A 24,629-nucleotide genomic window follows, 5' to 3' on the forward strand; every position below is an offset into this window, starting at 1 on the left:
CCCCCGCCCTATTCCGCCGCCACCGGCCTGGCCGTCCGGGCCAGGGCCGAGCATTCGGCCATCACCGCCGAAGCGCGTGCGATCGGGTTGGTCAAATAGAAGTCTTTGACAGTTGAAGCAAACGGCGATTTGGCCATTTTGCCCGCTTTTTTGGCGATATCCGCAATTGCGCCGCCGTCGGCGGTGGAAATCACATCGATCTCGGCGAAATGCGGATACTCCGCATAGAGCGCGGCGCGCAGAGCGGCCAGCGAATCAAACGGCAGCTTCTTGCCGAGCACATCCGACAGCGCCCGGAGCACCGCCCAGTCCTCGCGCGCCTCGCCCGGCGCGAAGGCCGCGCGGCTCGACAGCTGCACCCGGCCCTCGGTGTTGACATAGGTGCCGGATTTCTCGGTATAGGCCGCCGCCGGCAGGATCACATCGGCATGGTGCGCGCCGTTGTCGCCATGGGTGCCGATATAGACCGTGAAGCCGGCCGTCTTCTTGGTGAAATCGAGTTCGTCGGCGCCAAGCAGGAACAGCACGTCGGTGTCGGTGAGCATGGCTGCGGCGTCGAGACCGCCCTCGCCCGGCACCAGGCCTAGATCGAGGCCACCCACGCGCGCGGCCGCCGTGTGCAGCACCGCAAACCCGTTCCAGTCGCCCGTCACCGCGCCGACCGCATCGGCAAGCTTGGCGGCGCTGGCGAGCACCGCGGCGCCGTCCTTGCGGGCCAAGGCGCCCTGGCCGACGATGATCATCGGCTTCTTGGCGCGCTTCAGCTTGGCTGCGAACTTGGCCGAACCGTCGATCAACTCCTGCAGCGTCTCGGGGCCCGCGCCCAGATATTCGTGGTCGTAGCGCAGGTCGGCCTGTTCGCCGATCAGGCCGATCGGCAACTCGTCCATGCGCCAGCGCTTGCGGATCCGCGCGTTCAGGATCGCGGCCTCGCGGCGCGGATTGGACCCGATGATCAGGATCGCGTCGGCGTCCTCGATCCCCTCGATGGTCGGATTGAACAGGTAGCTCGCCCGTCCGAGCGCCGGATCGAGGGCGGCACCGTCCTGGCGGCAATCGATATTGGCCGAACCGAGCGCGCCGATCAGCTTCTTGAGCGCGTACATTTCCTCGACGGTGGCGAGGTCGCCGGCGATCGCGCCGATGCGCTCGGGCTTGGCGGCGGAGACGGCAGCGGCGATCGCGGCAAAGGCATCGCTCCAGGACGCGGCTTCCAGGCGGCCGTTGCGGCGCACATAGGGCCGGTCAAGACGCTGCGTGCGCAGGCCGTCCCAGATGAAGCGGGTCTGGGTGCTGGAAGCGGGTTTTGTCGGAAATCCATTCTTCGTTGACCGCCTCGTTGACGCGCGGCATCACCCGCATCACTTCCCGACCACGGGTGTCGACCCGGATCGCCGAGCCGACGGCGTCCATCACGTCGATCGATTCGGTCTTGCCGAGCTCCCAGGGCCGCGCCTGGAAGGCATAGGGCCGCGAGGTGAGCGCGCCGACCGGGCAGAGATCGATGACATTGCCCTGAAGCTCCGAGCTCATGGCCTGCTCGAGATAGGTGGTGATCTCGGCATCCTCGCCCCGACCGATCAGGCCGAGTTCGGAAATGCCAGCGACTTCCGTGGTGAAGCGAACGCAGCGCGTGCAGTGAATGCAGCGGTTCATGATCGTCTTGACCAGCGGGCCGATATATTTGTCTTCGACGGCGCGCTTGTTTTCCTGGTAGCGCGAGCTGTCCATGCCGAAGGCCATGGCCTGGTCCTGCAGGTCGCATTCGCCGCCCTGGTCACAGATCGGGCAATCGAGCGGATGGTTGATGAGCAGGAACTCCATCACCCCTTCGCGCGCCTTCTTGACCATCGGCGTGTTGGTGAACACTTCCGGCGGCTCGCCATTCGGGCCCGGACGCATGTCGCGCACGCCCATGGCGCAGGAGGCCGCAGGCTTGGGCGGCCCGCCCTTCACCTCGACCAGGCACATCCGGCAGTTGCCGGCAATCGACAGCCGCTCGTGAAAACAGAACCGCGGCACTTCCGCGCCGGCCTCCTCGCACGCCTGCAACAGCGTGTAGTGATCCGGCACCTCGATCTCGTTTCCATCAACCTTGATCTTGGCCATGCAAGCAGTCCTACCTTTGCGAACGGTCATGACGACCGCGTGGCGTCCCTTTCGGGGACCTGAGTGTGGTTTGCCGGGCGGCGGTCGCGCCGCCCGGCGTTATGGTTTAACCGGCCGTGGCCGCGCCCTTGGCGAGCGCGTCGGCCTGCGCGATCCAGTCGTCCCGCTCGACCCGGCCGCTGAATTGCAGGTAATCGTCGACCCAGGCCACTTCTTCGGGCGTCCAGGCGGCGATCTGTGCATAGGTCCAGACCCCGAGGCCGTTCAGCACCTGTTCGAGCTTGGGGCCAATGCCCGAGATCGCCTTGAGATCGTCGGGCGTCGCAGGCTTGTCGATTTCGGCCGGACGGACGAAATCTTCCGGCGCGAGCGCGGGCGCAATCCCTTCTTTCACGGGTGCCGGCGCGGTTTCGCTGGCGCCGGCGGCGGCAACCTCTGCGTCCGCCTTCAGCTTCTCGACCGCGGCAGCGCTCTTGGCCGGCTTTTCGACGGGCTTCGCCTTAGTAGCGACCGGCTTGGCCTTCGCCTTTGCCGGCGCTGGCTGATCAACAGCCTTGAGCGTGACGACATCGGCCGATTTGGCCGTGGCCGCTACCGCAACTTCGGGCTCGTCCGCCGCATCTTCGGGCGCGAGGTCCTCGGCCAAAGTCGGCATGATCCAGCTCAGATCCGGCCGCCGGCCCATCAAGGCTGCCTGCGAGGCCATCGCGCCCTGCATGGTTCCCATCGCCAGGCCGGTCATCTGCCCGGCAATGCCGAAGCCCACCGCCGTGGCCGCGGCCGCCGCGCCGAGAGGATAGACCATCAGCGGCGGAATGGCGAAATCTGCCCTCCGGCCCCAGTCGGTCATGGCCCTTTCAGTCATGGCGGTCATCGATTTCATCATCTCGTTTGCAGTCAGGTCTTGGGGAAAAGAAAACATCGACATCAGTCTCTCCTTCGTCGTCTGTTGGCTCTCGTCCCTCGTGACGTTTCCTTTCGTCCGGGCCCGGCGTTGCGGGCCTCTTATTCCGCCGCTTCCAGCCGTTCGTTTCGGCTTTGTACGGCATTGCGTGTGTACTGCTCGATGCGCGCTTCCATCTCCGGACGGAAATGCCGGATCAGGCCCTGGATCGGCCAGGCGGCGGCATCGCCGAGCGCGCAGATGGTGTGACCCTCGATCTGCTTGGTGACATCGAACAGCATGTCGATCTCGCGCTTCTGCGCGTTGCCTTTGACCATGCGCTCCATCACCCGCATCATCCAGCCGGTGCCTTCGCGGCACGGCGTGCACTGGCCGCAGCTTTCGTGCTTGTAGAAGGCCGCAAGCCGCCAGATGGCTTTGACCACGTCGGTGGACTTGTCCATGACGATCACGGCGGCGGTGCCGAGACCGGATTTCAGGTCGCGCAGGCTGTCGAAATCCATCGGCGTGTCGATGATGTCGGCGGCCGGCACCATCGGTACCGAGGAGCCACCCGGAATGACGGCGAGCAGGTTGTCCCAGCCGCCGCGGATGCCGCCGCAATGGCGGTCGACCAGTTCGCGGAACGGGATCGACATCGCCTCTTCCACCGTGCACGGCGTCTGCACGTGGCCGGACACGCAGAACAGCTTGGTGCCGGTGTTGTTCGGGCGGCCGATGCCCGCGAACCAGGCGCCGCCACGACGCAGGATGGTCGGCGCCACCGCGATCGATTCGACGTTGTTGACCGTCGTCGGGCAGCCGTAGAGGCCCATGTTCGCCGGGAACGGCGGCTTCAGCCGCGGCTGGCCCTTCTTGCCCTCGAGGCTTTCGAGAAGGGCCGTTTCCTCGCCGCAGATATAGGCGCCGGCGCCGTGGTGGACATAGATGTCCATGTCGTAGCCGAGCTTGGAATTCTTGCCCAGAAGTCCTGCGTCATAGCACTCGTCGATCGCCGCCTGCAGCGCCTCGCGCTCGCGCATGTATTCGCCGCGCACATAGATATAGGTCGCATGCGCGCCCATCGAGAAGCCGGCGATCACGCAGCCCTCGATCAGCGTGTGCGGATCGTGGCGCATGATGTCGCGGTCCTTGCAGGTGCCGGGCTCGGATTCGTCGGCATTGACCACGAGATAATGCGGCCGGCCATCGCTTTCCTTGGGCATGAACGACCATTTCAGCCCGGTCGGGAACCCTGCCCCGCCACGGCCGCGAAGGCCCGAGGCCTTCATCTCGTTGATGATCCAGTCGCGGCCCTTTTCCAGGATCTGCTTGGTCCCGTCCCAATGGCCGCGCGCCATCGCACCCTTGAGCGACTTGTCGTAGGTGCCGTAGATATTGGTGAAAATCCGGTCTTTGTCAGCTAGCATCATTCACCTCTATCGCGGCTTCTTACCGAAGACCTTGATGTACTCGGCCTCGCCGCCCTTGGCCAGCGCCTTGGCCTGCTTGACCCAGTCTTCGCGGTCGATCCGGCCCTTGAACTTCAGATACCCGTCCACCCAGTCGCGCTCGGCCTTCTTCCAAGAGGCGACCTGCTGATAGGTGTAGATCCCGAGCGAATGCAGGATGCCCTCGATCTTCGGGCCGACGCCCGAAATCAACTTGAGGTCATCCGGATTTTCGGGCTTGTCGATGCCGGCCGGCCGGTTCTTGTCGTCGAGCGACGGCACATCCGCGGCCTTGGCCGCTGCCGGCTCGGCGTCGCTGGCCGTGTCCGACGCCTTGCGCGCAGCACTCATCTTCGGCGCGTCCGTGGCGGTCTCGGCGGTCTTGGCGTCGGCCTTCACATTGGCCTTCGCCTTTTCCGGCGACTTGGTGTCGGTCTCGGTCGAATCCCGCTCGGGCCGCGCGGCCTTGGTCGCTTCCGGCGACTTGGCATTGCCCGAAGCCGATTTGGCCCCGCCCTTGCCGCCGGGCTTGATCTCGCTGGTGAGCGTCGTCAAGCCGCCTGCCGGCGCCGAATAGGTCCGGGCGATCTGCGGTCCCGGCGTCACGTCCTCGGGGCGGCCTGCCTCGAAGCGGTCGATGATATAGGCGAGCCGCTCGGGCGTCAGATCCTCGTAGGAATCCTTGAAGATCATCACCATCGGCGCGTTCACGCAGGCGCCCTGGCACTCGACCTCTTCCCACGACAGCGTTCCGCTCTCGTTCAAATGGAAGGGTTCGGGATGGATCTTGGTGCGGCACACCTCCATTAGCGCTTCCGAGCCGCGCAGCATGCACGGCGTGGTGCCGCAGACCTGCACATGGGCGCGCTTGCCCACGGGCTTGAGCTGGAACTGGGTGTAGAACGTCGCCACTTCGAGCGCGCGGATATAGGGCATGCCGAGCATGTCGGCGATCGATTCGATCGCGCGCTTGGTCACCCAGCCATCCTGCTCCTGCGCCAGCATCAAGAGCGGGATCACGGCCGACTGTTCGCGGCCCTTGGGATATTTCTTGATCCAGACCTTCGCCTGGGCGGCGAATTCGCGGTTGAAGGCGAATTCCGCTGGCTGGACACTGTCTTCGGCAAGTCGACGAACGGACATGGTAAGCTCTTTGTCTTTCTTCCGGCCTAAATGATCTCGCCGCAGGGCGACAGGGTCATGGTCTTGGCGCTACGGCGCAGGGCAAGGGTGTGAAGTTTCCGCCGCATCACCGGTCCACCTCCCCGAACACGATGTCGAGCGAACCGAGAGCCGCGGAAATGTCGGCCAGTTGGTGGCCGCGGCAGATGAAGTCCATCGCCTGAAGATGCGCGTATCCGGGTGCGCGGATCTTGCAGCGGTAGGGCTTGTTGGAGCCATCCGAGACCACATAGACGCCGAATTCGCCCTTCGGCGCCTCGACCGCGGCATAGACGGCGCCTTCGGGCACCCGGTAGCCTTCGGTGTAAAGCTTGAAGTGGTGGATCAGCGCTTCCATCGAGCGCTTCATCTCGCCCCGCTTGGGCGGCACGATCTTGCCGTCGGTGGAGGACACCGGACCGGTCTTTTCCTTGCCGAGCAGCAGGTTGACGCACTGCTTCATGATCTTCACCGATTCGCGCATTTCCTGCATGCGGATCAGGTAGCGGTCGTAGCAGTCGCCGTTCTTGCCGATCGGAATGTCGAAATCGAGCTCCGAATAGCACTCATAGGGCTGCGCCCGGCGCAGGTCCCAGGCAGCGCCCGAGCCACGCACCATCACGCCGGAGAAGCCCCAGGCCCAGGCATCGTCGAGCTTGACCAGCGCGATGTCGACATTGCGCTGCTTGAAGATGCGGTTGTCGGTCAGAAGTCCTTCGATGTCGTCGCAGGTCTTGAGGAACGGATCGCACCACTTGCCGATGTCCTCGACCAGTTCGGCCGGCAGGTCCTGGTGCACGCCGCCGGGCCGGAAATAGGCCGAGTGCATGCGCGCGCCCGAGGCCCGCTCGTAAAACACCATCAGTTTTTCGCGTTCCTCGAAGCCCCACAGCGGCGGGGTCAGCGCGCCGACGTCGAGCGCCTGGGTGGTGACGTTCAGAAGATGCGACAGGATGCGGCCGATTTCCGAATAGAGCACCCGGATCAGCTGGCCGCGCTTGGGCACCTCGACGCCCGCGAGCTTTTCCACCGCCAGCGCGAAGGCGTGCTCCTGGTTCATCGGCGCGACATAGTCGAGCCGGTCGAAATAGGGCACGGCCTGCAGATAGGTCTTGGCCTCGATCAGCTTTTCGGTGCCCCGGTGCAGAAGCCCGATATGCGGATCGACCCGTTCGACGATCTCGCCGTCAAGCTCGAGCACGAGGCGCAGCACGCCGTGCGCGGCCGGGTGCTGGGGGCCGAAATTGATGTTGAAGTTGCGGACGTTGTGTTCGTTCATGGTTCCCGTCCTCACCCCTTGGCTTTTTCATCGCCCGGCAGCACGTAGTCGGTGCCTTCCCAGGGGGAGAGAAAATCGAAATTGCGGAATTCCTGCCGGAGTTCCACCGGCTCGTAGACCACCCGTTTGACCTCGTCGTCGTAGCGCACTTCGACAAAGCCGGTGAGCGGGAAATCCTTGCGAAGCGGATGCCCCTCGAAACCGTAGTCGGTGAGGATGCGGCGCAGGTCCGGATGGCCGGTGAACAGGATGCCGTAGAGGTCGTAGGCCTCGCGCTCGAACCAGTCGGCGCCCGGATAGACCGCGGTCAGCGACGGCACCGGCGCATCTTCCGCCGTCATCACCTTGACCCGGATCCTGAGGTTCTGGCGCGGCGACAGCAGGTGATAGACCACGTCGAATCGCTCCGGCCGGCCCGGCCAGTCGACGCCGCAGATGTCGATGAAGCTCACGAACTGGCACTGCGCATCGTCGCGCAGGAAGGTCATCAGCTCGATCAGCTTCGCCGGCTGCGTCAGAAGCGTGAGTTCGCCGAAGGCGATCTCGGCGCGGTCGATCAGGCGTCCCTTGGCTTCGCCGAGATAGTCCGAAAGGTCCTTGAGGGCTTGGCTCATGATCTCAACTCCTAGCGCTCGATGGTGCCGGTGCGGCGCAGCTTCTTCTGCAACAGCAGCACGCCGTACAACAGGGCCTCGGCCGTCGGCGGGCATCCGGGGACATAGATGTCGACCGGCACCACGCGGTCGCAGCCGCGCACCACGGAGTAGGAATAATGGTAATAGCCGCCGCCATTGGCGCAGGAGCCCATCGAGATGACGTAGCGCGGCTCGGGCATCTGGTCGTAGACCTTCCTGAGCGCCGGCGCCATCTTGTTGGTGAGCGTGCCCGCGACGATCATGACGTCGGACTGACGCGGTGAGGCGCGCGGCGCAAACCCGAAGCGCTCCGCGTCATAGCGCGGCATCGACATCTGCATCATTTCGACGGCGCAGCAGGCGAGACCGAAGGTCATCCACATCAGCGAACCGGTGCGCGACCAGTTGATCAGCTCGTCGGTCGAGGTGACCAGGAAGCCCTTGTCGGCAAGCTCGTTGTTGATCTCGCCGAAAAACGGATCGTCGCTGCCCACCGGCCGACCGGTATTGGGATCGATGATTCCCTTTGGCTGAGGTGCCACCACCGGTGTGTTGCTCACTCCCATTCGAGAGCTCCCTTTTTCCATTCGTAGACAAAGCCGACGGTCAGCACGCCGAGAAACGCCATCATCGACCAGAAACCCATCCAGCCGATCTCGCTGAACGCCACCGCCCAGGGAAACAGGAAGGCCACTTCGAGGTCGAAGATGATGAACAGGATCGCGACCAGATAAAAGCGGATATCGAACTTCATGCGCGCGTCGTCGAACGCATTGAAGCCGCATTCATAGGCAGAGAGTTTTTCGGGGTCGGGATTCTTGTAGGCGATGGCGAAGGGCGCGATCAGCAATGCCAGTCCGATGAGCAAAGCCAGTCCGATAAAGATCGCGATCGGTACATATGCGCCCAGAAGTTCAGTCATGGCGTTTGTTCCTGTACCCGCTGCAATCGAAGCCCCGGCGTGGTTCCAAAGATATGGTGCCGGTCCCTCAACCTGCGCGGCTAATCTTGTTGCAACGCGGCGTGGTTAGCGCAGCCTGCCACCCATAGCAAGAGGATGCGCAGGATTTGCCGCATTAGTACCAGCTTTCGGGCTTTCGCGCCTCCCCCGGCGGCGAAACAGCCGGCGAGCCTTTTCAAAGACTTGCCGTTCGGCCCGTCGAATCGGCTGAAAATCGGACTGGGTTAACGAGAAATAAGGATGCCGATGCGCCGTCCGCTCCGCCCCGGCGGCCCCACTCCCCGGCCACTGAGTCCCTCGCCACCAGGCGGGCCGCGCACCGTCCCGGGAGACCCGGCAGGCAGCCGGACCGGGTGGCGCGCCCCGACCGCCGGCCAGACGCAGAATCAGCCGCCCGCATCGCCCGCGTACGGACGCCAAAGCGATGGCACGCGCGCGCCGGCCGGGACGCGTGCATGCAGCGCGTAAGCACCGGATCGAATTTGCAATTTTTGGTGATCTTGATGCCGCCCCGAAGGGCTGGCGGTTTGAAAAATGGCGCGAGTGACGGGGCTCGAACCCGCGACCTCCGGCGTGACAGGCCGGCACTCTAACCAACTGAGCTACACCCGCGCATTTTTCAGACGGAACAGTGTGTGAGCGCCGTTCCGTGAGCGGCTGATTAAGGGGTTCGACGGTGGGTGTCAAGCGAGTTTGCGAAGGAAAAACGACAATGTGCAAACTTGTTTGAAAATGGCAGTCCGCCCGCCCCCGGCTCCGGCCTGCGCGAACCCCGCTGCAGCGCGATTTGATGGGGGGCGAAGCCGATTTTGGCTTGCGGAACGGTCCCGAACCCCCTAAATCAGGCGCCACCGATCTGGGGGCGATTAGCTCAGTTGGTAGAGCGCCTCGTTTACACCGAGGATGTCGGGAGTTCGAGTCTCTCATCGCCCACCATTCCTGTCCCCCGAAATCTTCACATGGACTGAGTGAGTCCTTTTCGGGCTTTGGCGGTGTCGCGCCGATATCCGGCGCAGCCGATACTCCGGCTCGCACCCCGGGAATCAGGCGGAACCGGTGCGAACCGCAAGCGTGCCGCCAGATCCCGACAGGTTCGCACCCGCCTGAACGCTTTGAGATCGCATGCAATCCCGCAAAACCGGATCAGCATCCGGCCAAAAAACCTGCCAGCACGCACGGGACCGCGCCATCGCAGCGGTTCTCTCCTTCTCCACAATGGGTTAGAAGACGACAGTCGCTCCCTCACGGGAGCGTGGATCGAAACCCGGTTGGGTGGGGATACCACCTACTGCACCCTGACGTCGCTCCCTCACGGGAGCGTGGATCGAAACGCGTCGCTCAATGTCGGCTTTGCCGAGCGGCAGCCGGTCGCTCCCTCACGGGAGCGTGGATCGAAACTGGCTCGACATTTTGATCGTTGATCCCGGCCTTCGTCGCTCCCTCACGGGAGCGTGGATCGAAACTTCGCCACTGTGCGTTGATCTGGGCGCTGATCGGGTCGCTCCCTCACGGGAGCGTGGATCGAAACCGCACCTGGGGGCCGCTCGACAATGAGGGCAAAGGTCGCTCCCTCACGGGAGCGTGGATCGAAACCACCCTGGCCCGCGCCTCCTCCTTGACGCGGAGCGTCGCTCCCTCACGGGAGCGTGGATCGAAACATCAGCGCATGCACCTTGGCCACGCCCACCACATGTCGCTCCCTCACGGGAGCGTGGATCGAAACAATCATCAGCAAACGAGCTGATCCGGGCGCCTCGGTCGCTCCCTCACGGGAGCGTGGATCGAAACGCCTCGCTCGCTGGCGGCTTTCCAGTCGAGCACCGTCGCTCCCTCACGGGAGCGTGGATCGAAACTACGATCATGCGGGCACCGCAGCCCGCATCAAGGTCGTCGCTCCCTCACGGGAGCGTGGATCGAAACCCGCGGCCGCTGCCCGAGGATATCGGGATCAAGGGTCGCTCCCTCACGGGAGCGTGGATCGAAACATGGCGCGCATTGAGAGCGGCGGGGTCGATCGTGATGTCGCTCCCTCACGGGAGCGTGGATCGAAACCGAAAGCGGATCGCCCGGCATGTTTGACCCGTAGTGGTCGCTCCCTCACGGGAGCGTGGATCGAAACCTCGCGAATCCACGCCTCAAGCCGCCGGGCCTCGGTCGCTCCCTCACGGGAGCGTGGATCGAAACGACTGGATACCCTCGGGCGATCCCGATGAGGTCGTCGCTCCCTCACGGGAGCGTGGATCGAAACACCCTGGACGCGCTCAAGCGCGCCAAGGCCATGCTGTCGCTCCCTCACGGGAGCGTGGATCGAAACAACGGCGTGGTCAGCATCGATAAGCCCCTGAACATGTCGCTCCCTCACGGGAGCGTGGATCGAAACCTGCCTGGGCGGTAGATCGCATCGGATTTCTTGAGTCGCTCCCTCACGGGAGCGTGGATCGAAACGATATCTCCAATATCGTGCTGCAGGATCTGCGCGGTCGCTCCCTCACGGGAGCGTGGATCGAAACAGGCCGACATCACCCGACACCAAAAGCGGAAAAATGTCGCTCCCTCACGGGAGCGTGGATCGAAACCCTGCCCATGACGCGACCTCCAAAACCGGAAGACAGTCGCTCCCTCACGGGAGCGTGGATCGAAACCCCCTCGATCTCATCGACGGCGACCTTGACGGTCGCTCCCTCACGGGAGCGTGGATCGAAACAGGTAGTAACCGCCGCCCAGGGAATATTTTTCGCGGGTCGCTCCCTCACGGGAGCGTGGATCGAAACGAAGACGCCTTGAAAAAAGCCGCGCCGTCATCCGCGCCGCTCCCTCACGGGAGCGTGGATCGAAACGCGAAAGAGCGGCTAGGAGCCTCCTCAGTTGGACGTCGCTCCCTCACGGGAGCGTGGATCGAAACGCCCCGGTCACGGTCCGCAGCGGCTCGCTCGCGCGTCGCTCCCTCACGGGAGCGTGGATCGAAACGTCTCCGCCGGAACGCTGGTGGCGCGCAGGATGAAAGCCTGCGGAGGCCGGGGCGGCCGGCGTGTGCGCCTTGGACGGGAGCGGTCCGATGCGGGGCCGGCCCCTTGATCCGCTCAGGCGCCCGGACGGAGGCAAGTCCGAAGGAAGGGCTGCGGCCTTTGCCGGAGGCGCGCGGGACGGGGTTTCGCGGCTTCAGCGATCCCGCCTGCCAGCCATGCTCCTATCCGCCTGCGAGGCGCGCTCCTAAAGGCCGGACGCGTTGCCGGGCCGCTTTCGGGCCTCGGCCACATCCTCCCGCGGCACTGCGCTTTTGACATTGTCGCGCTTGTCGCGGCGGGTGCGATAGAGCGAGAACAGCATGAAGCCCACCGCCATGGCGAAAGTGACGAGGGCGAGGACGATGATCAGGTTCACGTCGGGCATGAAAATCTCCTTGTAACCGGTGCGTGCAATCAAACGCCGGCCACGCCCGATGGTTCCGCCACCGGTCACTGGAGGTTTCAGGCTTGGCGACCGCGGGTCGCCTGTTCAGTGCCCGCGCGACGCCCCGTCCGGCTTGCCGGGGCCGCGTCGCGCAGGCGCCCGTCAAGCAGGCTGCGACAGGGCTCAGCGCAGCGCCGCCTCGATATTGCCGCCATCGACGGTGATCACATGGGCGGTGGTGCGCTCCGAGCGGGCGAGCGCCACGAAGGCCTCGGCGACGTGATGGGCTTCCACCTCGGCCTTGAGCAGGTTGCCGGCCATGTAGTCCGAGGCCGACACCCCCCTCGCCTCCGCGCGCGACTTGATGAAATCGTCGGTCAGCAGCCCCGACCGGATCCGGTCGGCATTGACCCCGTTCACCCGCACGCCCGCGCCGCCGAGTTCGAGCGCCAGCTGGCGCAGCAGGAAGAAGGTCGCGGCCTTGGGCAGGCCATAGGCGCCGAACCCCTTGCCGGGATTGACCGCCTGCTTGGAGACGTTGAACAGCATCTGCCCGCCATGGCCCTGCGCCGCAAACACCTTCGCCGCCGCCCGCGCCATGGCGAGATGGGAGAAGAAGTTGAGTTCGAAGCTCTTGCGCAGCGTGGCCTCGTCGAGATCGAGCAGCATCCCCTGGATCGCCGCACCGGCATTGGAGACGAGAATGTCGAGGCCGCCGAATCGGCGCACGACGGCGGCGATCGCAGCCTCGGCAGCCCCTTCCTCGGTGAGGTCGGCGGTCACCGCCAGGCAGTTGGGTCCGATCGCGGCGGCCGCGGCCGCACAGGCCTCGGGATTGAGATCGATCAGCGCCACGGCCGCGCCTTCGCGGGCAAAGGCCTTGGCGGTGGCAAGCCCGATCGCGCCCGCGCCGCCGGTCACGGCGACGATGCGCCCGCCGAACGGCTTGTCCGCGGCCTTCGAGAGCTTGGCCTGTTCCAGAGACCAGTATTCCATGTCGAACAGGTCGTCGGGCCCGATCGGGTGGAAGCCGCCGGCGGCCTCGGCGAGCGTCATCACCTCGACGGTCTGCTCGGCGATATCGGCCGCGGCCGAGGCCGCAGCCGCATCCTTGCCGATGCCGGCAATGCCCACGCCCTCGATCCAGGCCACGCAAGGATGCGGCTCAAGCATGATCTTGCCGCCGCCGACACGGCTGAACTGCTCATCGAACATCGCCCGGTAACTGGCTGCAAACGCGTCCAGTTTGGCCTCGATGCCGGCGGCACCATTGGCGAGATCGTCCTTGTGCAGCACCAGCATGCGGCCCTTGGTGCGGATCACATGGTCGGGCGAGCCGACGCCGCGGGTGGCGAGCTCGTCGAGATCGGTGCGGCCGAGGAAGTCCTCGACCGTGCCGCCGCCGCGAATGTCCATCACCAGCAGCTTCGCAGCCCCGCCGTGATGGGCGCCGCGCAGCCGGCCGACGGCGCCGCGCAGCACCGGCAGCACCGATTCGGCCGTCCCCTCGTCTGCCGGCGCCCGCTCGCGCTTGACGGTGGCGGAGAAGGTGCGGCCGCCGGCGCGCGATGCGAGCCACTCCTCGACCATGTTGGTGTGCTCGATCACCTTGTCATAGCTTTCCTTCGCGGTCGCGCCGAAGGTGAAGTGGCCGTGCTTGAGCAGCACCAGCCCCTCGCAGGCGCTGTTGGCGTCGAACACGTCCGCCGCTTTCCGGGCGAGCGCAAAGCCGGGCATGATGTAGGGCACGACCGCGAGCCGGTCGCCGAAGATCTCGCGGATCGCCGCTTCCGCGTCGGGCAGGTTGGCGAGCGCCAGGAAGGCGGTCGCATGGGTGTGGTCGATGAAGCGGTGCGGCAGGAAGGCGTGCAGCAGGGTCTCGACCGAGGGATTGGGCGCGGTCGAATCGAGCAGGTTCGAGCGCTGCATGTTGACCATGTCCTCGTCGGACAGCGCCTCGAGCCGACGCGTCTGCAACAGCGGCTCGAGCCGCACGCCCGGCAGGCCCGGCGCCTCGAGCGTGTCGAGGTCCCAGCCGCTGCCCTTGACATGCAGCACCTTCTGCCTGTTGCCGAACAGGTCCGGCCGCTCGACCTTGACCGAGGTGTTGCCGCCGCCATGCATGACGAGATCCGGATCCGAACCGATCAGCCGCGACGAGTAGACCCTGAGCGCCAGCGCCTGGTCGGCAGGGTCTGCGCCCGCCGCCTCGACCCGCGCCTGCGCATCCTTGTCATTCCACCTGTTTTGCCGCATTACCGTCTCTCCTGCCGTATGAATTGCATTATTTGACAAAAGTCATATGCCGTTGTCAAATGTATATATTTGGTGATGGAGGGATCTATGGGGCAGAACTCAACCCGGCGCTCGAGCAAGCAGATCAGCGGCGAGGACATCGTCGTCGAAACCGCCTGGCTCTATTATCACGACAGCCTCAACCAGAGCGAAATCGCCAGCCGCCTGTCGGTCTCGCGCGCCACCGTCGTCAACTATCTCCAGGAAGCCCGCGAGCGGGGCTACATCCACACCAAGCTCGCGCCCGAGGCCTTCAACACCCACCGTGCGGCGCTCGAACTGCGCGACCATTTCGGCCTCAAGGCGGCCTATATATTGCCCGACGGCACCGGCGGCAGCGACGACCATGCGAGCCGCATCATCCGCGGCGCGGCCGATTGGCTGCCGAGCCTCCTGGAGCCCGGCGACCGTCTCGGCGTGGCCTGGGGCAAGACCATCTACGATGTCGCCGAACGGCTCGAACAGACCACCATCCCGGATCTCGTCGTGCTGCAACTGGTGGGGTCGATGGCGACGCCCTACGGTTTTTCCGCCGATGTCTGCTCGTCCAACGTCGCCCGCAAGTTCTCCGCCAAATGCATCAACCTGCACGTTCCGGCGATCCTGAGCACCGCCGAGATCGCGTCCACGCTGCGTGCCGAATCGCTGATCAGCAAACAGCTCGACGCGATCCGCCATTGCAACAAGACGCTGTTTGCCGTGGGCTCGTGCAATCCCGACAGCCACATTGCCTCAAGCGGCCTTGCGACCCTCCAGGATCTCGAGGATTACATCGCCAGGGGCGCCGTCGGGGTGCTCTGCGGCCGCTTCATAGACGCCGAGGGCAACCCCGTGAGCGGCCCGCTCGACAACCGCATGATGGGGATCGAGCTGCACGAATTGCGCCACCGCGACATGGGCATTCTCGTCTCGATCGGCGAGGAACGGGTTCCCGCAGCCGTGGCCGCCATCCGCGGCGGCTATGCCACCCACGTCGTCACCAACCAGAGCTGCGCGGCCGCGATGATGGACCACGCCTGACACAAGGCGTTCAGGCGCGGCCCGGGCCGCGCCTGACTTCAGTCTTGGTACAGATGCGGATCAGGCCGCGCTGCGGCGTTCAGGGAACAGCCCCAGCAGCCCTTCGCGCGAGGCTTCGGCGACGCCGCGCTCGGTGATCAGGCCGGTCACCAGCCGCGCTGGCGTGACGTCGAAGGCGGGATTGCCGCCGGGCGTGCCATCGGGCGAAATCTGCACCGAGGTGACGGTGCCATCTTCGAGGCGACCGAACACATGCGTGACCTCCCGGTCGTTGCGCTCCTCGATCGGGATCTCGCGCACGCCGTCCTCGACCGTCCAGTCGATGGTGCTCGACGGCAGCGCCACGTAAAACGGCACATTGTTGTCATGGGCGGCCAGCGCCTTGAGATAGGTGCCGATCTTGTTGCAGACGTCGCCGGTCGCCGTCGTCCGGTCGGTGCCGACGATCACCACATCCACCATGCCGTGCTGCATCAGGTGCCCGCCGGCATTGTCGACGACCAGGTGGTGCGGAATGCCGTGGCTGTTCATTTCCCAGCTGGTCAGCTGCGCACCCTGGTTGCGCGGCCGTGTCTCGTCGACCCAGACATGGATCTCGATGCCGTCCTTGACCGCGTGGTACATCGGTGAGGTGGCCGTACCCCAGTCCACGGTGGCGAGCCACCCGGCATTGCAGTGGGTGAGGATGTTGACCGGCTCGCCGGGCTTCTTGGTGGCGGCGATCTTGCGGATGATCTCGAGCCCGTGCACGCCGATCAGCCGGTTGGTCTCGACATCGGCGTCGCAGATCTCTTCGGCCTTGCGGAAGGCAGCGGCCGGCCGATCGCCCTCGGAGAGCCCGCCCAGCGCCTGGCGCATCTCGTCGAGCGCCCAGCGCAGGTTGATCGCGGTGGGCCGGGTTTCGTGCAACAGCTCCCAGGCGGCATCTAGCGCCTTGTCGGAAGCGTCGCGCTGCATTTCCACGGCGATGCCGTAAGCGGCGGTGGCGCCGATCAGCGGCGCGCCGCGCACCCACATGTCGCGGATCGCCGTGGCGAACTCGTCGAGCGTGTCGAGTTCGACCACGCGGAACTCGTGCGGCAGCCAGCGCTGGTCGATGATCATGGTCTTCGCCTTGTCGCTGTCGTACCAGATCGACCGGTAATGGGTGTCGCCTACCTTCATGCCTGTGCTCCCGTTTCGGCGCTACGCGCCGCGGCGATGACGGCATCCATGCCCGTCAGCCGGTTTCTGTTCATGACCAGGAACTGGCCAAGCTTGAGGCACGTGCTTTCGCAGCGCGCCTTCGTCTTCACATCCGCGATGGTGTCGAGTTCGGCCACATGCGCGAGCCCGAGGATGCGGCGATGCATCTCGATGCCGGCAAAGCCGACGAGATCGCGGAAAATCTCGCCAAGCAGCTGCTCGGCAGCGCCCTCGGCGGCAAAGCCGTGGCCCTGGTCCTCGTAAAGCGCCTTCGGATAGAGGATACCGGTGCGCTCGGTGCGCCAGAGCCGCAGGAATTCCGCCCGGAACACCGACCAGGTTTCCTCGATCACCGACAGGATCCACTCCTGGAAATCGGCGCAGGCCGCCTTGTCGGCGATATGCGCGGGCATGGCGTGATAGGCCATCAGGTAATTGCCGATCAGCATGCCGATGTCGAAGCCGAACGGGCCGTAGAAGGCGAATTCGGGATCGATGATGCGCGCTTCGTCCTCCGTCACCATGATCGAGCCGGCATGCAGGTCGCCGTGGCACATGGTTTCGCCGCGCGAGGTGAAGGCGCGCTTCATGTGCTGGACTTCGATCTTCAGCGCCTCGTCGCGGCGCAGATCGGCAACGAGGCCGTCGAGTTCGGGCGTGGTGTGGCGGTTGAGCTTGGCGTCGTAATAGGGATCGGTGAAGACCAGCGACTCGGTGATGTCGCAAAGCTCGACATTGCCGGCGAACAGCGCGACGTCGGCTTTCTTGTCGGCCGCCGCCATCGACAAATCCGATCCGCGAAACGCCGTGCGCGCGGTAAAAAGTCCCAAGGTCCTGCCGAGACCCGCAACCTTGCGACCTTCCATGGTCTGCTGGCGCAGAATAATATGCGGCTGCAGGCGCTCCATGACTATCAGCGCCTGGGTCTCATCAAAATGCAGGACCTCAGGCACGCTGCCCGGGTCCCGCGCCTCCTGGCGGATCAGGGCATGATATTCGAAAAAAGCCCGCTTGAGCGGCAGCGGCCAGCTGTCCCCCACGAGCCGGACATAGGGAAGCGCCTGCTTGACGATGACGCTGCCCGCCTCGCCTTCCACGATGAAGACGAGATTAAGGTTGCCGTCGCCGACTTCGCGCACCTTCCAGGCCTCGGGATTGCCGCCGACGGCGCGGGTCACAGCCTCCAGGCCGCCCAGCCGGGCGCCCAGGGTTTCGGGCGATAAGGGTTTGTACTCGTTGCTCAAAATGATCCTCCCTCCTGAATGATCAGGCCGTAGTTTGACCAAGCCTAATGTCCATTTCAATCATTTGTCAATGCATGTTGACTTTTGTCACCGGGGCTGTTTTCATCATATCGGGAGGACGACATGAACGAAACTCTTTGCGATCTGCGCGGTGTGGACAAATCCTTCGGGGAAAACCGTGTCCTCAAGCAGCTGAGCCTCTCCCTGCCCGCCGGATCGGTGACCGTGCTGATGGGCGCCAACGGCGCCGGCAAATCGACGCTGGTCAAGATCCTGAGCGGCGTGCATGCCCGCGACGGGGGCTCGATCACGCTGATGGGGCGCGAATTCGCTCCCGCGTCGCCCTCCGAGGCGATCCGGGCCGGCGTTGTCACCGTTCACCAGAACATCAATGACGGCGTCATCCCCGATCTCGACGTCGCTTCCAACCTGCTGATCGACCGACTGGCCGAACCCGGCTACGGCTTCTTTCTCAAGCGCCGGCAGAACTATGCCGAGGCCGAACGCATCGCCAGCCAGATGGGCTTGGCGCTCAATGTGCGGCAACCGGTCGCGGAGCTCGGCGTCGCCGACCGCCAGCTGATCGCCATCGCCCGGGCCATGGCGCACGATCCGCGGCTGCTGATCCTCGACGAGCCGACCTCCTCGCTTTCAGCGTCCGAGGCCGAACGGCTGTTCCTGCTGATCGAGCGGCTCTCGGCCAAGGGCGTGGCGGTGCTCTATATTTCCCACCGAATGTCCGACATTCGCCGCATCGCCACCCGCATCGTCTCGATGCGCGACGGCGAGATCTCCGGCCTGTTCGAGGGCGACACCCTCGATTACGAAGGCGCGGTCAACGCCATGCTCGGCCAGCGCATGAGCGACGCCGTCATTTCCATTCCCGCGCCCGGCAAGCGGGTTCTGGAGATTTCCGGCCTGCAGCTGATCGAGGGCGCGCGGCCCTTCGATTTCAACCTCGCAGAAAACGAGGTGGTGGCCGTCACCGGCCTGCTCGGCAGCGGCAAGAGCGCATTCGCGCAAAGCCTGTTCGGCCTCGACCAGCCCGTGAGCGGGCGCATCCGCATCGACGGCCAGGATTACCGGGTGCGGACGCCGCAGGCGGCGATTGCGCGCGGCGTGTTCATGTCGGCCAAGGACCGCGCCAACAATGCGGTGGTGGCCGATTTCGACATAACCCGCAACATGACGCTCCCCTTCCTGTCGCGCTACGCGAAGCTTTCCTTCGTCAGCCGCGCGAAGGAGCGCCGCACCGCCAACGACATGATCGAGGCTCTGTCGATCGTCTGCCAGGGCGAAAGCGATTCCATCGGCACACTCTCGGGCGGCAACCAGCAGAAGGTGATGCTCGCGCGCTGGCTCGCCGAGGAGTGCCGGCTGCTCTTGCTCGACGAGCCGTTCCAGGGCGTCGACATCCGTGCCCGCCGCGACATCGGCCGCAAGATCCGGGAAACCGCGAAGAACCGTGGCACGCTCGTGTTCGTCTCCGAACTCGACGAGGCCCTCGAGGTTGCCGACCGGATCATCGTCATGAGCGAGCATTCGGTGGCCGCCGAATTCAGAAACGAGAACGTGGATCTCAACGAGATCCTGACCGCAGTAACCGGAGCCGTGCCGCCGGCCGGCGCCGCAAGGACAGCACACGCATGAGCATGAACCTCGACAACACAGAGACATCGCCTGCCGCAGCCCCGGCCGGCGCCCATTCGCGACGCCGGGCCTCCGGCCCGATCGACCTCGCCATCCGCTACGGCTTCCTGGCGCTGCTCGTCGGCCTGGTGGTGTTCTTCTCGGTCTTCGCCAACGGCTTTGCCGGGCCGCGCAGCGCCGTCTTCATCTTCCAGTCGGTGGCCATCACCGGCATTCTGGCGCTTGGCGTCACCTGCACGCTGGTGGTCGGCGGCTTCGACCTGTCGATCGGTTCGGTCGCCACCTCCTCGATGATGCTCGCCGCCTACATGATGGTGGTGCTCGAACAATCCGCCTTCGTGGCCATCATCGCCTGCCTGGCGATGGGCGCGCTGATCGGTCTCATCAACGGGTTGCTGATCGTCAAGACCAAGGTGCCCGACCTGCTCGCCACCCTCGGCATGATGTTCCTGCTCGTGGGCCTGCAGCGCATTCCCACCGAAGGCCGCTCGATCGCCACCGGCATGACGCTGCCCGACGGCTCCACCGCCGAAGGCAGCTTCTCGCCGCTGTTCCTGCAGCTTGGCCGCCACCGCTTCGACTTCATGCTCGACAACCTCCTGCCCGCGCCGGTGGTGTTCCTGGTGGTGATCGGGCTCCTGGTGTGGGTGTTTCTCGAACTCACCCGCCATGGCCGGCTGATGTATGCGATCGGCTCGAACGAGCGCGCGGCGAGCCTCACGGGCACCAATGTCAACCGCTACAAGATCGTGGCCTATATGATCTCGGGCGTGCTCGCCTCGATCGGCGGCATGCTGCTCGCGGCCCGGCTCGGCCGCGGCGACATCGCCTCGGGCACCAATCTGCTGCTGGATGCGGTTGCCGCTGCGCTGATCGGCTTTGCCGTGCTCGGCGCCGCCAAGCCCAACGCCTTCGGCACCTCCATGGGCGCGCTGTTCGTGGGCATCCTGCTGCAGGGGCTGACCATGATGAACGCGCCCTACTACACCCAGGATTTCATCAAGGGGCTGGTGCTGGTCATCGCGCTGGTCTTCACCTTTTCGCTTTCGGCCCGCAAGTCTGGCGGCCACTAGACACCCACTCGTTCCAATGGAGGAGAACGCATGAAGATCATACGCAGAAAAGCATTGGCCCTGTTCGCGGGCCTGGCGGCGGCAGCCGTGACGCTGCCCGCGGGCCTCGCCCAGGCAGCCGACATGCCGGCGCCGCTCGACAAGCCCGGCGACGTCAAGATCGCGCTGGTGCGCTACCTGTCGACCGGCGACTTCTTCCAGGCCTATCTGTCGGGCGTGGAAAAGCAGGCCGCTGCGCTCGGCGTCGACCTGCGCGTGCTCGACAGCCGCCAGGACGCGGCGCTCCAGGCCGACATGGTCGACCAGGCGATCGCGCTCGGCGTCGACGGCATCATCATCCAGCACGGTCTCACCGAATCGATGAAGGAAGCGGCCCAGCGCGCGGTCGATGCCGGCATTAAGGTCGTGGCCTTCGACGTCGATGTCCAAAACCCCGCAGTGCCGCAGATCGAGCAGTCGGATTACCTGCTCGGCAAGCTCGCGCTTGAACAGGCGATCGAAGACAACGGCACCGAATGGAAGGCCGGTTATGTCTATGTGCCGGGCATCGCCCCGCTCGACCGCCGCCACGTCGCCTGGGAAGAGGTCAAGAAGGCCAATCCGGGCATCGAGGAAGTCGCCCAGATCGGCACGCTCGACAACCCGATCGCCAACTCCAACGCCAACCAGGCCCGTTCGGTGCTGCAGGCGAACCCGGACATCTCGGTGTTCTTCGCCCCCTATGACGAATTCGCCAAGGGCGTGAAGATCGCCGTCGACGAAGCCGGCATGTCGCAGGACATCAAGATCTACTCGGCCGACGTGTCGACTGCCGACATCTCCGCCATGCGTGAGCCCGACAGCGCCTGGGCAGCCACCGTTGCCACCAACCCGGCCGTGGTCGGCGAGGTTTCGGTGCGCGCGCTCGCCATCATGCTGACCGGCGGCGATCCCGGCAAGCAGGTGGTGGTGCCGCCGACGCTGATCACCCAGACGTTCCTGGTCGACAATGACATCAAGAACATGGAAGAGCTTTCGGCCAAGATGCCGCAATTCGCCCATGCCGACGTCGCCATGACCGACTGGATGCCGCTGCCGGACCGCTGAGCCGACCCTACAGGCGAACCGAACCAGAGGCCGCTTCTCCGGAGGCGGCCTTTCTCTTTGCGAGGAGATGTCGGTCCGGTCGATGGGGATTGGACAGCCGGCGCCGGAGTGCGGCTGCCGCATCGGCATCAACGCCCTGCCCTTCCACTGCCTGCCTGCTCGACAACAAGCCGGCGCGAAAAAGCCCGGAATGCAAAGAGGGCCCGACCTCTCGGCCGGACCCTCATTCGCCGGGGTAGCCCGGATGGGTCTTGGGAGGAGCTTGCGTCCACCCGGGTCAGCCGCCTGCGGTGTCTCCTGCACTGTCGACCGCGTCGCGCATCGCGCGCACGGCGTCCGCCATGGCATCCCCCGCACGCAGCAGGCTGCCGCCGAGCAGGAACACCACGTCCTCGCCATACATCGCCACCATGTCGCCCGCGCGCTCGACGCTCATGCCGCCGCCCGGGCTCGGCATCATCGCCCGGCCGATGCCGTCATCCGCGCGGCAGGCCTCGGCGATCGACCGGCACTCTTCGGCGCTGAAGCCGAAGCGGCCGCCGACATTCGGGAACACCGAGATGTCCGAGCCCGCAAGTCGCTGCAGCACGCCATACATCAGCGCATGGCTGAGCCCGGTTTCGGGTGTAAGCACGAAGGCGCCGGTGAAGCTCGGATGGGTCATGATCGGCAGGTCGAAGGCGGGATCGCGCGCAAGCGCCTGCACCACGCCGAAGCCCATCAGGCCGGGCATCAGCAACACGCCGCCGGCGCCGGCTTCCTTGGCGCGGAAGGCTTCCTCCACCGGGGAGCCGGAATAGCCGGTGACATTGACGAAATAGAGCGAGGACCCGCCGGTCTGCGCATTGGCCTCGCCCACCGCGTCGCTCACCGCCCTCACGCGCTCCTCGAACGGGGCAAAGGCCTGGTTTGCGAGCCCGTGATCGTCCTTGACGATGTCGGCGCCGCCGAGCGCGCAGCGGCGGGCGATGTCGGCCAGTTGCTTGACCGTCGAGCCCTGCGGCTTGATCACCGGCGAGATCAACCCGCCCCGGGTGCGGCCCGTCCGCGCCCGCAGGCCCGCGATGCCGAACCGGGCTCCAGCGAAGCGTTCCCGGATCACCGGCCCGGGGTCGAAGCCGATCACCCTGATGTTCTGCTGGATCGAGGAATTGCCGAAGATCACGTTGATGAGCTGGATCACTTCCGAGCCCGCACTGTCGGGACTGTAGGAGACCACCACCTCATAGGCCTTGCCGCCCACAGCGGTGATCTCCTCGACCTGACCGAGGATCTCCTCGGCGATGTAACCCGCCGGCACGATGTCGCCGGGAATCTCGACCGTCTGCTCAAGCGCAATGCCCTTGGCCCGCTGCTCCGCATCGCGGGCGTCGTCCGCCAGCAGCCGGTAGCGGACCCGGAACCGTGTATCCTGCGCCATCTCTACAGAGCCTCCGCCTTGACGGCGGAATGCACCGCCTCGACCCGTGCGCTCGCCAGCGCCTGCTCGTCGATGCCGGTCGAGGCACCGAGAATGTGCTCGATCCCGCGCACCAGCGCGCCGGCGTCGAGACCGTAATATTTCATCAGATACGGGCGCGAGCCGCCATGGGCATAGGTATCCTTGAGGCCGAGCCGCACCAGCGGCTTGCCGACGCCGTTGTCGGCCATGATTTCGGCCACGAGCGAGCCCACGCCGCCGGTGATCACGTGGTTTTCGAGCACCACCACGCCCTTCGAGACCGAGCCGATATGGTCGAGCAGCGCCTGTTCGTTGAACGGCTTGATGGTGTGGATGTGCAGGTGCCGGATCGACACGCCGGCCTTTGAGAGCGCGTCGCGCGCGCGCAGCGCCTCCTCGGTGGCAATCCCGGAGGTCACCACCAGGATATCGGCGCCGTGGGAGAGTTCGCGCATCTCGCCCACCTTGATGGGACTGTCGAACAGCCGCGGGACCGAGCCGCGCAGCACCCGGCAATAGACCGGGCCGTCGATCGAATCGGCAGCTTCGCAGATGCTCTCCACCTCAGTCGCGTCCCCGGTTTCCAGGATCGACATGTTCGGGATCGAGCGCATCACGGCCACGTCCTCGATCGCCTGGTGGGTCATGCCGCCCGGCGTGGTGATGCCCGGCAGGAAGCCCATCAGCCTGACCTTGCGGCGCGGATAGGCGACCGAGGCCATCAGCTGGTCGTAGGGCCGGCGATAGAGGAACACGCCGAAGGAATGCAGGAACGGCCGGTAGCCGGCGAGCCCGAGCCCGCCCGCGAAGCTCATCATGTTCTGCTCGGCCATGCCGAGCGAGAGGAACTGGTCGGGATGCCGGTCGCGAAAACCGTCGATCTCGCAGGACGAAGTGAGGTCCGCCGACAGGCACAGCACGTCGGGATTTTTCACCGCATAGGCCTCGAAGGCCGATGCGTAGGGGCGATTGACCATCTCAACCATCAGTGCGTCTCCAGTTCGATCGGGTCGATGCCGAGTTCGGCGGCGATCGACACATTCATCTCGGCGCGTTCCTCCTCGCTCTTGAACCGGACATAGTGCAGCCGGGGGAAGCGCTTCTGCAGGAAGCTCATGCCCTGCGTGGGCGAGGTGCGGGCGAGGATGATCAGCGGGCGACCGTCATGCGGCTCCTGCTTCGCCTGCCGCATGGCTTCGAGGTCATGGCCGTCGATCTCGACGCAGACCGCGCCGAAGGTCCGGAACTTGGCGGCGATGTCGCGCACCTCCATCACCGAACTCATGGCCCCGTCGCACTGCTGGTCGTTGACGTCCATCAGCGCCCAGAGATTGTCGATGCCGTGGTGGCTTGCCGCCTGCACAGCTTCCCAGGTCTGGCCCTCCTGGACCTCGCCGTCCGACATGAACACGCAGACCTGGCCGGTGTCGCCGCGGCGCTTGCGGCCATAGGCAAGCCCTGCCCCGGTCGACAGGCCGATGCCGAGCGTGCCGTTGTGCACTTCCATGCCCGGCGAATGCTCGGCGCCGATCATCTCGACGGAGGAACCGTCCTGGTTGAACATCTCGAGCCCTTCGGGCGCCATGCGGCCAGTCTCGATCAGCGTCGCATAGGCAACGAGCGCATAATGTGCCGGCGCGATGAACAGCCGGTCGTAATGCGGCTCGAACGGGCCGTTGTAGCCCGCGCCGGTGACGTAGTCGTGATTGTCGGCCGACGGCACGCCCGCAAACGGCTGCGGCACGGCCGGCAGCACCGGCGCGCCG

Annotated in this window: 18 protein-coding genes, 2 tRNA genes, 1 pseudogene and 1 CRISPR repeat array; of the genes and pseudogenes, 5 read left to right on the forward strand and 16 right to left on the reverse strand. The window is 65.3% G+C overall.

What is annotated here, in order from left to right:
• Window positions 1-8: 8 nt before the first annotated feature.
• From nuoG to AWJ14_RS04915, 9 genes and pseudogenes are all read right to left on the reverse strand, one after another.
• Window positions 9-2,109: pseudogene (nuoG, locus tag AWJ14_RS04875) on the reverse strand (NADH-quinone oxidoreductase subunit NuoG).
• A gap of 106 nt (window positions 2,110-2,215) precedes the next feature.
• Window positions 2,216-3,037, reverse strand: coding sequence for an NADH-quinone oxidoreductase subunit E (locus tag AWJ14_RS22535; protein ID WP_210183497.1), 822 nt, complete (start codon window positions 3,035-3,037; stop codon window positions 2,216-2,218).
• Window positions 3,038-3,114: 77 nt separating this feature from the next.
• On the reverse strand, window positions 3,115-4,422 hold the full coding sequence (nuoF, locus tag AWJ14_RS04885) for an NADH-quinone oxidoreductase subunit NuoF (protein WP_066175961.1): 1,308 nt from the start codon (window positions 4,420-4,422) through the stop codon (window positions 3,115-3,117).
• Window positions 4,423-4,431: 9 nt separating this feature from the next.
• Window positions 4,432-5,586, reverse strand: a complete 1,155-nt coding sequence (locus AWJ14_RS04890; RefSeq protein ID WP_066175694.1) for an NADH-quinone oxidoreductase subunit E — start codon at window positions 5,584-5,586, stop codon at window positions 4,432-4,434.
• Window positions 5,587-5,692: 106 nt separating this feature from the next.
• Complete coding sequence (locus AWJ14_RS04895) at window positions 5,693-6,883, reverse strand: NADH-quinone oxidoreductase subunit D (protein ID WP_066175697.1); 1,191 nt, start codon at window positions 6,881-6,883, stop codon at window positions 5,693-5,695.
• A gap of 11 nt (window positions 6,884-6,894) precedes the next feature.
• Window positions 6,895-7,497, reverse strand: coding sequence for an NADH-quinone oxidoreductase subunit C (locus tag AWJ14_RS04900; protein WP_066175699.1), 603 nt, complete (start codon window positions 7,495-7,497; stop codon window positions 6,895-6,897).
• Window positions 7,498-7,508: 11 nt separating this feature from the next.
• Window positions 7,509-8,084, reverse strand: a complete 576-nt coding sequence (locus AWJ14_RS04905) for a NuoB/complex I 20 kDa subunit family protein (RefSeq protein WP_066175701.1) — start codon at window positions 8,082-8,084, stop codon at window positions 7,509-7,511.
• On the reverse strand, window positions 8,075-8,440 hold the full coding sequence (locus tag AWJ14_RS04910) for an NADH-quinone oxidoreductase subunit A (RefSeq protein ID WP_066175704.1): 366 nt from the start codon (window positions 8,438-8,440) through the stop codon (window positions 8,075-8,077). Before AWJ14_RS04910 ends, AWJ14_RS04905 begins: the two co-directional genes overlap by 10 nt.
• A 574-nt stretch (window positions 8,441-9,014) precedes the next feature.
• A tRNA-Asp gene (locus tag AWJ14_RS04915) sits at window positions 9,015-9,091 on the reverse strand.
• Window positions 9,092-9,339: 248 nt separating this feature from the next.
• Here AWJ14_RS04915 and AWJ14_RS04920 point away from each other — a divergent pair.
• Window positions 9,340-9,415: transfer RNA gene (locus AWJ14_RS04920), tRNA-Val, on the forward strand.
• 297 nt (window positions 9,416-9,712) lie between these two features.
• Window positions 9,713-11,446: direct repeats of the CRISPR family, unit length 31 nt; unit sequence GTCGCTCCCTCACGGGAGCGTGGATCGAAAC.
• 243 nt (window positions 11,447-11,689) lie between these two features.
• Here AWJ14_RS04920 and AWJ14_RS04925 read toward each other — a convergent pair.
• The gene (locus tag AWJ14_RS04925) at window positions 11,690-11,869 is read right to left on the reverse strand and encodes a hypothetical protein (RefSeq protein WP_139112533.1); all 180 of its coding nucleotides are present in this window, start codon (window positions 11,867-11,869) and stop codon (window positions 11,690-11,692) included.
• Between the two features lie 183 nt (window positions 11,870-12,052).
• Window positions 12,053-14,125, reverse strand: coding sequence for a bifunctional aldolase/short-chain dehydrogenase (locus tag AWJ14_RS04930; RefSeq protein WP_066175712.1), 2,073 nt, complete (start codon window positions 14,123-14,125; stop codon window positions 12,053-12,055).
• An 87-nt stretch (window positions 14,126-14,212) separates the two neighbouring features.
• Here AWJ14_RS04930 and AWJ14_RS04935 point away from each other — a divergent pair, with 87 nt between their 5' ends.
• On the forward strand, window positions 14,213-15,184 hold the full coding sequence (locus AWJ14_RS04935; protein ID WP_066175715.1) for a sugar-binding transcriptional regulator: 972 nt from the start codon (window positions 14,213-14,215) through the stop codon (window positions 15,182-15,184).
• Between the two features lie 60 nt (window positions 15,185-15,244).
• On the opposite strand, the gene mtnA is transcribed toward AWJ14_RS04935, so the two are convergent.
• A complete protein-coding gene (gene mtnA / locus AWJ14_RS04940) occupies window positions 15,245-16,348 on the reverse strand; it encodes an S-methyl-5-thioribose-1-phosphate isomerase (protein ID WP_066175717.1) in 1,104 nt (367 codons plus the stop codon).
• Window positions 16,345-17,613, reverse strand: coding sequence for an S-methyl-5-thioribose kinase (gene mtnK, locus AWJ14_RS04945; protein WP_066175721.1), 1,269 nt, complete (start codon window positions 17,611-17,613; stop codon window positions 16,345-16,347). Before mtnK ends, mtnA begins: the two co-directional genes overlap by 4 nt.
• A gap of 123 nt (window positions 17,614-17,736) precedes the next feature.
• Here mtnK and AWJ14_RS04950 point away from each other — a divergent pair, with 123 nt between their 5' ends.
• From AWJ14_RS04950 to AWJ14_RS04960, 3 genes are read left to right on the forward strand one after another with little or no spacing between them, the layout of a single operon-like run.
• The gene (locus AWJ14_RS04950) at window positions 17,737-19,263 is read left to right on the forward strand and encodes a sugar ABC transporter ATP-binding protein (RefSeq protein ID WP_066175722.1); all 1,527 of its coding nucleotides are present in this window, start codon (window positions 17,737-17,739) and stop codon (window positions 19,261-19,263) included.
• Window positions 19,260-20,336 carry an ABC transporter permease gene (locus AWJ14_RS04955; RefSeq protein ID WP_083220027.1) on the forward strand — a complete coding sequence of 359 codons (1,077 nt, stop codon included), beginning with the start codon at window positions 19,260-19,262 and terminating at the stop codon, window positions 20,334-20,336. The genes AWJ14_RS04950 and AWJ14_RS04955 overlap by 4 nt, the downstream gene beginning before the upstream one ends.
• 30 nt (window positions 20,337-20,366) lie before the next feature.
• Entirely contained in the window at window positions 20,367-21,422 is a 1,056-nt protein-coding gene (locus AWJ14_RS04960; protein WP_066175726.1) for a substrate-binding domain-containing protein, read from the forward strand.
• A 277-nt stretch (window positions 21,423-21,699) separates the two neighbouring features.
• Here AWJ14_RS04960 and AWJ14_RS04965 read toward each other — a convergent pair whose 3' ends face one another.
• The 3 genes from AWJ14_RS04965 to AWJ14_RS04975 all read right to left on the reverse strand — a co-directional run.
• Entirely contained in the window at window positions 21,700-22,842 is a 1,143-nt protein-coding gene (locus AWJ14_RS04965) for a RuBisCO large subunit C-terminal-like domain-containing protein (RefSeq protein ID WP_066175728.1), read from the reverse strand.
• A gap of 2 nt (window positions 22,843-22,844) precedes the next feature.
• Window positions 22,845-23,849, reverse strand: coding sequence for a transketolase family protein (locus tag AWJ14_RS04970; RefSeq protein ID WP_066175731.1), 1,005 nt, complete (start codon window positions 23,847-23,849; stop codon window positions 22,845-22,847).
• Window positions 23,849-24,629: thiamine pyrophosphate-dependent enzyme (locus AWJ14_RS04975; RefSeq protein WP_245304133.1), on the reverse strand; the 781-nt coding region annotated here is incomplete at its 5' end. The genes AWJ14_RS04970 and AWJ14_RS04975, both read right to left, overlap by 1 nt.

Origin of the sequence: Parahoeflea olei, assembly GCF_001703635.1 — a bacterium.
In the GTDB taxonomy this organism is placed as follows: Bacteria; Pseudomonadota; Alphaproteobacteria; order Rhizobiales; family Rhizobiaceae; genus Hoeflea; species Hoeflea olei.

Bases quoted from the DNA above. Each gene is read 5' to 3' on its own strand.
- AWJ14_RS22535 (WP_210183497.1), bottom strand. From the start codon at position 3,037: ATGTCGATGTTTTCTTTTCCCCAAGACCTGACTGCAAACGAGATGATG.
- nuoF (WP_066175961.1), bottom strand. From the start codon at position 4,422: ATGCTAGCTGACAAAGACCGGATTTTCACCAATATCTACGGCACCTAC.
- AWJ14_RS04890 (WP_066175694.1), bottom strand. From the start codon at position 5,586: ATGTCCGTTCGTCGACTTGCCGAAGACAGTGTCCAGCCAGCGGAATTC.
- AWJ14_RS04895 (WP_066175697.1), bottom strand. From the start codon at position 6,883: ATGAACGAACACAACGTCCGCAACTTCAACATCAATTTCGGCCCCCAG.
- AWJ14_RS04900 (WP_066175699.1), bottom strand. From the start codon at position 7,497: ATGAGCCAAGCCCTCAAGGACCTTTCGGACTATCTCGGCGAAGCCAAG.
- AWJ14_RS04905 (WP_066175701.1), bottom strand. From the start codon at position 8,084: ATGGGAGTGAGCAACACACCGGTGGTGGCACCTCAGCCAAAGGGAATC.
- AWJ14_RS04910 (WP_066175704.1), bottom strand. From the start codon at position 8,440: ATGACTGAACTTCTGGGCGCATATGTACCGATCGCGATCTTTATCGGA.
- AWJ14_RS04925 (WP_139112533.1), bottom strand. From the start codon at position 11,869: ATGCCCGACGTGAACCTGATCATCGTCCTCGCCCTCGTCACTTTCGCC.
- AWJ14_RS04930 (WP_066175712.1), bottom strand. From the start codon at position 14,125: ATGCGGCAAAACAGGTGGAATGACAAGGATGCGCAGGCGCGGGTCGAG.
- AWJ14_RS04935 (WP_066175715.1), top strand. From the start codon at position 14,213: ATGGGGCAGAACTCAACCCGGCGCTCGAGCAAGCAGATCAGCGGCGAG.
- mtnA (WP_066175717.1), bottom strand. From the start codon at position 16,348: ATGAAGGTAGGCGACACCCATTACCGGTCGATCTGGTACGACAGCGAC.
- AWJ14_RS04950 (WP_066175722.1), top strand. From the start codon at position 17,737: ATGAACGAAACTCTTTGCGATCTGCGCGGTGTGGACAAATCCTTCGGG.
- AWJ14_RS04955 (WP_083220027.1), top strand. From the start codon at position 19,260: ATGAGCATGAACCTCGACAACACAGAGACATCGCCTGCCGCAGCCCCG.
- AWJ14_RS04960 (WP_066175726.1), top strand. From the start codon at position 20,367: ATGAAGATCATACGCAGAAAAGCATTGGCCCTGTTCGCGGGCCTGGCG.
- AWJ14_RS04965 (WP_066175728.1), bottom strand. From the start codon at position 22,842: ATGGCGCAGGATACACGGTTCCGGGTCCGCTACCGGCTGCTGGCGGAC.
- AWJ14_RS04970 (WP_066175731.1), bottom strand. From the start codon at position 23,849: ATGGTTGAGATGGTCAATCGCCCCTACGCATCGGCCTTCGAGGCCTAT.